Origin of the sequence: Shewanella sp. SM20 (assembly GCF_025654545.1) — a bacterium.
Lineage (GTDB): Bacteria > Pseudomonadota > Gammaproteobacteria > Enterobacterales > Shewanellaceae > Shewanella > Shewanella oncorhynchi.
In genome coordinates this window covers 22,880-30,041 of the sequence record NZ_JAKKRK010000056.1, presented here as the reverse complement: position 1 = coordinate 30,041, position 7,162 = coordinate 22,880, and the positions used below count along the sequence as shown (strand labels likewise).

5 protein-coding genes are annotated in these 7,162 nt (G+C 47.8%); 2 read left to right on the top strand and 3 right to left on the bottom strand.

The window, feature by feature from the left end:
• Both L5M18_RS19185 and L5M18_RS19180 read right to left on the bottom strand, forming a co-directional pair.
• Positions 1-282: transposase DNA-binding-containing protein (locus tag L5M18_RS19185; RefSeq protein ID WP_263198260.1), on the bottom strand; the 282-nt coding region annotated here is incomplete at its 3' end.
• A gap of 193 nt (positions 283-475) precedes the next feature.
• A complete protein-coding gene (locus L5M18_RS19180) occupies positions 476-3,592 on the bottom strand; it encodes a M9 family metallopeptidase (RefSeq protein ID WP_263198258.1) in 3,117 nt (1,038 codons plus the stop codon).
• 409 nt (positions 3,593-4,001) lie between these two features.
• Here L5M18_RS19180 and L5M18_RS19175 point away from each other — a divergent pair, with 409 nt between their 5' ends.
• Both L5M18_RS19175 and L5M18_RS19170 read left to right on the top strand, forming a co-directional pair.
• Positions 4,002-5,003: an NAD(P)H-quinone oxidoreductase gene (locus L5M18_RS19175; RefSeq protein ID WP_263198257.1), complete on the top strand. Its 1,002-nt coding sequence runs from the start codon at positions 4,002-4,004 to the stop codon at positions 5,001-5,003.
• A 490-nt stretch (positions 5,004-5,493) separates the two neighbouring features.
• Positions 5,494-5,898, top strand: coding sequence for a hypothetical protein (locus L5M18_RS19170; RefSeq protein ID WP_105251357.1), 405 nt, complete (start codon positions 5,494-5,496; stop codon positions 5,896-5,898).
• A gap of 131 nt (positions 5,899-6,029) precedes the next feature.
• On the opposite strand, the gene L5M18_RS19165 is transcribed toward L5M18_RS19170, so the two are convergent.
• Positions 6,030-7,064, bottom strand: a complete 1,035-nt coding sequence (locus L5M18_RS19165; RefSeq protein ID WP_263198255.1) for an aldose epimerase family protein — start codon at positions 7,062-7,064, stop codon at positions 6,030-6,032.
• Between the last annotated feature and the right edge of the window lie 98 nt (positions 7,065-7,162).

The following is a 7,162-nucleotide window of genomic DNA, read 5'->3' as shown; positions in this document are numbered from 1 at the left end:
GGTGTCTTCCAGCGCCAGTAGGCAGTCAAATGGTTCGCAGGCTTGCACTGTGGCAGCAAAACCTGCCTCAGCAATCGCTGCCGGACTGATATGCTCGTTACGGACAAAGCGATAAGCGGCTTCAATGTCTGCACTGGATGAAAGAGATTGCACGATAGATTGTCCTGTATGAGCTGCAAGTTGAGCCGCCAACTGTACAAGCCGTTTGGTCCTTCGTACATCCCCTAATTKTGCGCGCTGAAAAATGCTYTGTGCCCAGAGTGATGGTTCACTTAAAAACATGGCATGTGGTATCTGAAACAAAAGGTCAGGATCAGATCAGGTTAATTAAAAATGGTTCAAAAAAATCCCCCGGGGCAAACCGAGGGATTTGTGTAGAAGAGACAGGCCGAAGCAGGGATTTTGTTATTTATTCAAATGCTTGATTTATGCGTAATGGCTAAAACTGCTTATTTAAGTAATGCGAGTCATCAAACTAGCGTAAATCAACCAGCAGTGCGACACCTGAACTCTGGGGCTCACTTTGCACTGTGATGTAATACCAACCCACGTTTGGTGCATTGACTGTGATACTTTCTCGCGTGTTGGCGGGTGTCACAGAGGCTGCATCGAAGTGTTGAGCATTCGCCCAAGTCGTCCCCGAAAATAGGCTAACATCACCACTGCCGTGGGCGGAGTTGATGCTTAGCTGATTCGTTCCCTCTGGTACCCAAAGGTAATAATCGTTGCGCCCATCGGCGGTGCAAATGGCTTTGCCAGCACTGAGTTCACCATAACTTAAAGGTGATTGCGTCGCGCAGGCGTTGGCAATGAGCAGCGGATCGGGTGTGTTACTCGTGCCTGTGCTTAAGGTCAGTGTTACGCCGCTAAACTCAGTGGCAGTATCAATCGTGATATAACGCCAGCCACGATTGGCGCTGAAGCTAAGCAACTCTTGATTTCCTGCTTGAGCGCTCTTTGCATCGGCATTATCTGCGTCGGCCCACTGACTGGCATTGAAGTAAATATTGGCATCCCCAGAGCCGCCCTTAGTGGTGACAGTGAACTGGGTATTATCTTCCTCAACCCAGAAGTAGAAGCTGTTACGCCCGCCACTGATGCACTCATTTTTGCCTAGGGTGAGCTTACCGTAATTTAAGGTCGCTGCGCCGCAATTGGCTGGTGGCTCAGGATCCACGCCGCCATCCCCCAGATCGGGGTCGATATCAGCAAATAGCTCAGTGGTGCTGACTTGCATATCAACACCGCCAAAGTCCCCCGATAAGGTAATGTAGTGCCAATACTCGTTGGGGTTTAACTGCACCTTAATCACTTGATAATTACCATTACCGATACCAGCCCCTTGGTTTTGCTCAGGGCTTGCCCAGCCTCTAGAATCGAAATAAATGTCGGCATCTCCCCAACCACCGCCAATCTTGATCCAAAGCTCTTGGGCTGTGCGATCGGTATTGGTGAAGCTGAAACTGGCGCGGCCGAGTTTTGAATCGATACATTCCATCGGCACATCAATTTTCAGGCTGGCCGATTCTGTGTAACGGTAGGCTTCGTTAGTCACTTGGCAAGGCGAGTAATCCTTACTGATAGTGCCTGCTGGTCCTGTCCAGTTGCCTTCGCGGCCACTAGGCTCAGCGTCGACATCACTCGGGCCCTTATCGACTATGCCATCGTCAGCCGTGCTTAAACCACTGGCGAGCCAACCCTGCCATTCGTTATCGTAACGTGTGCCGATATTATCCATAAAGGCTTGATATTCTGCATATTGATCGTTGCGTAGGTAGGCCAGAATCTGTCTCACATCGTCCCTGTGGTGTTCAAACATGAAACGCACCGCTAGATAACCCCAGCGATAGATGCGGTCTTGGCCAGATTCATAGTTGTTTTTGAAGATGGTCGATAACATATACTTACCAGTTTCGCCCATGGCAATTGCCGCAGGGTTTGCGTCACGGTAAGAGATGTATTCCGCGAGGCCTTCAATCCACCAAATGGTATTGGCCGAAGTGCCACGACTAAAGTCACCAAACAGGTTATAGCGACCATCGAGGTAGTGCACATATTCGTGTTGCAGGTTCCAGACGTGGAAATCCGGCGTGCGCCATTCGGCTTCATAGGCGATAAAACGTGCCTGATTTTTGAGTCCGGCGGGTGAGCCTTCTAAATACATGCCGCCATTGTCGGTACTGATACCAAATATACTGTTGGCTAAGGATTTATACTCAGACGAACTGCCGAAGATCACTAGCTCTAAGTCATCGTTGTTATCTTGCCCCACAGGTTGCATGCCCGTTTCGAGTTTACTGTGGAAATAGCTTTCTTGGCTGGTCAGCACATCACAGGCCCATTTGGCTTGATCTTGATAGAGATCTTGGGCGCGGATCTTGAGGCTGTCGGAGCATTTCCAGTTGAAAGGTAAAGCATCGGCTTCTAACTGCGCCTTAAAACCACAGATATTGTAATCGTTACAATGGCTGCGATCGTAATAGTCGGCCATTTCTGCCGCCGCGTACCAAAGCACTTTGCTCGGTTCGGTTTTATTGGTGCTGCTGAGGATGTTTTTGACCAGCTGGGTCACTCGCGGGCGCATGGCATCAATGTAATACAGTCTAGATAACTCTTTAACTGAGTTGACCAAAAGGTACTCTGCATTGGTGCCTAACAAGTTGCGATGTTCGAGTTGGAAGTTATTCAGCGCATCTAAAATCCCTTGATCACGCGCGAACAGCGCCTGCATGTCATCATTCCATTGAGCGCGGAATAAGGTGGTAAACACTGAGTTGGCTGCGGCGTTCATGGCGAAGCTGGCTTGCCAATTAGCATCATAGTCCGTAAGCACTTTGATAGTGACATGATTGAAATCGGCTCCGAGCTCGGCTGAGTCAATCAGGATTAAGGCTTCTTTCAACACGCCAGCATTAGCATCGGAGACTGTCCAAATCGCAGCGTTCGCAAATAAAGCGTTGAGGGCTGATTTTAAGCTGGCCTTAGCGGCGCTGCTGTAAGCGGGCACATCATTTGGGCTGTAAAACTGCACATAGAGGGCGGCGCGGACAAAGTAAATATGGGACTCAAGATGCTGAACATCGACCCCAGTGTAGTCCTTGGCTTTAGCGGCAATGGCATTAGCCACACTGATCACATTGGCCTCGCTAAATAGCGCGGTCGCAGCACTGCCTTTGAGGCTATAGAGCTTACCGACGCATTCGGGTGTCGATTGGCTCAGTTCATTGACTAGTGCCTGACCTGATTTCCCAACAAAGTCACTGCAGTCGCTGACTTGCATCGCGGCGCTACGATTCTGCAACTTAAGTGGGGGTTGCTCCGAGACCTCTATCTGACGTTTCTGGCGTGAATGAATCTTAGGCTGCTCTGTCATCGTCGGATCATTGGGGGATGCCATCAATGGCGTCTCCCGCAGTAGCGGTCTATGTGATTCAATTAAGCTAATTGGTGCAGAGGGCGGTGGCGGGACGGGTTGAGCTGGTGAACTGTTTGGTGTGTTGTTGCCTAATGGGGGGCTTGCATGAGTGTTATGGGCAAGAACGGGAGTTGCAATCGCTAAGCTAATTGCTGCGAAGAGTAGTGTGTTTTTCATTGTGTATCCGTAGTTATCTAGTCTGCAAAGCAGATCTTCCTTGGGCGTTATTTGATGCATTTAACACAGACTTGCATCAAACCTCATTGGATTATTTGCGTGATAACAATAGCGCGACAAACATCGCAGCCAGCAAATAATGCCTCAGAATAATGGCTGTAAGTTTTTAATATATCTAGTATTTGTCATAATATTTTTTTGATACATCTTTTCTGTTCAGCTTAGGTTCAGCTTTCAGTTCAAATGGTTAACGTCAGCCGCTTGATTTAGTGCGATGGAATATAGAATGGAATAACTGTGGCTATTTGGCTTGAAATTGCGCTAGCTTAGCCGCATTAAGGTTTAGCAAACGAACCGTTTAAGCATAGCAATCTGCTATTAGGTTGGTGCCATTCTCACAGGAGCTTTTATGTCAGCTTTACCAAGCGAGTACATCCATATTCATGTTGAGCAACCTGGGGCGCCCGAGGTGATGCGGCTATCGCGCTCACCTTTGCCTGTCCCTGCGGCGGGGCAAGTGTTGATCCGCGTGCATGCAGCAGGAGTGAATGGCCCCGATGTTAAACAAAGGGTGGGCGCGTATCCACCGCCACCGGGTGCATCACCGATTATTGGTCTTGAGGTTGCTGGGGATATTTGTGTCCTCGGTGACGGCGTGAGCCAATGGCAAGTTGGCGATAAGGTATGCGCCTTAGTGCCGGGCGGTGGTTATGGCGAGTATGTGCTCACCTATGCGGCCCATTGTTTGCCGATCCCGACGGGTTTTAGTTATGTGCAGGCAGCAGCGCTGCCAGAAACCTTCTTCACCGTATGGGGTAACCTGTTTATGCGTGCGGGACTCAAAGCGGGCGAGACGGTACTGATCCACGGTGGCTCAGGTGGCATTGGTAGTACGGCTATTCAGTTGGCCAGTGCGCTGGGTTCAAAAGTAATAGCTACGACGGGACAGGATGAGAAACGCGATTATTGCTTGAGCCTTGGCGCCGCTGAAGTCATCAACTATCGTACTCAAAACTTTGTTGAACCTGTGATGGCACTCACTCAAGATAAGGGCGTAAACGTGGTATTTGATATCGCGGGTGGTGATTTTATCAATCTTGACTTACAAGCCTTAGCGATGGACGGGCGTATGGTGTCGGTAGCTATGCAACGGGGGCCTAAGGCCGAGGTTGAGATTTTCCGCCTGATGGCAAAACGTATCATGTGGACAGGGTCGACCCTAAGACCGCAGAGCGTGGAGGCCAAAGCCGCCATTGCTGCTGAATTATTGGAGAAAGTTTGGCCGTTGTTAAACGCCCATAAAATTGTCCCCAATATTTTTGCAACCTTTCCATTAGCACAGGCTGCTAAAGCCCATGCTTTGATGGAGTCGGGTGAGCACAGAGGCAAAGTAATACTGACTGTCATTTGAGCTAGGCATACTTGGTTTTGCAGCGACATATTTGCTTTAAGTCGCTGCCATTCGAGTCAATCTAGAAGACATTCTGACATCATAGTGGCTTAGTCATTGTTCGGTAAATATGAGTTTGTAGCGCTGTAATTAAATCTTCATGGATAACCTTGATGGTTAACTTTACAGCAACCTAGAATTGTTAACGTTGATGACTCATCAAACACCATAGATATGATTGCTTTTTCTTGGGAATAAAACTTGCCGCGTCGATTTTTTAGACTAAAGTCGTTAATGATTAAACTTTTTGGGTACTTTGGCAGAAATTAATACGTAATTAGTGAAAATTTCATGGTATGAGGCATTGATTATCGGAAATATTCTGTAAAAATACCCAGTTGAAAACGTCAGAGACTTTCAGGCGCTATTCGTGGATCAAAGCAAGCGATGCTTCGCTTATTCAGGCTAAAAAACTCATGGTGTATGTGTTGATTTAAGGGTATTAGCATATATGTATAACACAGCAAAGAAACAGGTTTGGTATGGTGAGCTGAGAACATCGAAAGGCAACGCGATTGTCGTCCATGACAACCAGCTGCCCGATGCCTCCCCAGGACGTATCTACCTATACAATACCGATCGCGATGCGATCATTGAGTATGTGGAAGATATAGTCAAAGTGAACCTATACGACTTAGATGAGGCTGCGTTAAAAGCTGCTGAGGCTAAGTTTGGTGGTGCATGGAAGGCGGCAAGATCTCAATTTATGAGTAAACATCAAGCTCGCATTGACTTGAACAACGTGAAGGAAACTGCGCCTGTACGTAAGGCGAAGCCTGAAGTTGAACCAGAAGTCGAATCTGATGCCGTTGGCGTGGATTTTGACGATGATTGGGGCGATGATTTTGATGATTAACACAGTGTCGGCCTAAGGGCTAACACTGTGAGTGTAAGGAATAAAGTAGTGTTTATTTTATTCCTTATCGCTTTATTTCCTTCTGATAAACAGCACTTTCCCTCGTTTTCTCAATTTTTTATTGCGAATGGCTACGCATCGGTATCGAACTGATAACGACTGATGTGGTGATAAACCTTGCCTGGCATTAACCAAACGTCATCACCAAAGCGTTCGCCTTGGTTCGGTGAGTCTGGCAGCATCTGCGGCTCTAAACACACAGCATGATGTTGATTTAATACCTGTTGATTGCGACCTACAGTGCCATTTAAAAAATTAGCACAGTACAGCTGCACACTCGGTTGATTAGTATAAACCGTCATAGCACGACCGCTAATGGGGCTGCTTAAACAGCCAAAACGGGCGAGTGAGCCATCGGGATTATTCATCATATAACAGTGATCATAACCGCGAGTGCTTGCGAGTTCAGCGGTATGCAGCTTGTCACCTAAGCGTATTGGTTGACTTAAATCGAAAATCGACCTAGTTGTATCGGCAATCCCAGTGGGAACACTGACATCATTCATGGTGAGATAGCGCTTGGCATCGATTTGCATCAGATGCTCATGATTGGTCTCTGTGCCATCGAGGTTGAAATAACTGTGTTGGGTGAGGCTTACGGGACAGGCTTTATCGACGGAGGCTAAGATTTCTACGTACAAATTATTGCCTGCGAGGCGGTAATCCAGCTGAACTGTGCAATTACCGGGGAAGCCCATGTCGCCATCTGGGCTCATTAAGGTCAAACGCACACCATCGGGGAGTTGACCTAGTTGCCAGTTTTTACGATTAAAACCCTCACGGCCGCCGTGCAAACAGTTAGTCGCTTGGTTTACATCTAATTGATAATCATGCCCTTGATAGTGCATTTTGCCGTTAGCGATGCGATTTGCAAAGCGGCCTGCAATGGCACCTAAATGAGCCGATTGAGTCAAGTAATCTTCGGCGCTATCACAACCTAAGACGATATTGGCACGTTCGCCGTGTTTATCTGGGGTCCACAGAGCGCGGATAATACCGCCTAAGCTGATGACTTCTAATGCGAGTATGCCATTGTCGATCCGAACCCGTTCGATTTCACCGCCGCGGGGATCGGTCCAAGGATCCAAAACACTGAAACGTACCATTTAGCTTCCCTCTGTGTTGAATATGCTCACTGCTTATTGTGTTAAATGAGTATGTTAACCCTATTATTTGCCATCAACAGCATAAAGTTCAGTGATGA

Coding starts and splice junctions, on each gene's coding strand:
- L5M18_RS19180 (WP_263198258.1), bottom strand. CDS start 3,592: ATGAAAAACACACTACTCTTCGCAGCAATTAGCTTAGCGATTGCAACT.
- L5M18_RS19175 (WP_263198257.1), top strand. CDS start 4,002: ATGTCAGCTTTACCAAGCGAGTACATCCATATTCATGTTGAGCAACCT.
- L5M18_RS19170 (WP_105251357.1), top strand. CDS start 5,494: ATGTATAACACAGCAAAGAAACAGGTTTGGTATGGTGAGCTGAGAACA.
- L5M18_RS19165 (WP_263198255.1), bottom strand. CDS start 7,064: ATGGTACGTTTCAGTGTTTTGGATCCTTGGACCGATCCCCGCGGCGGT.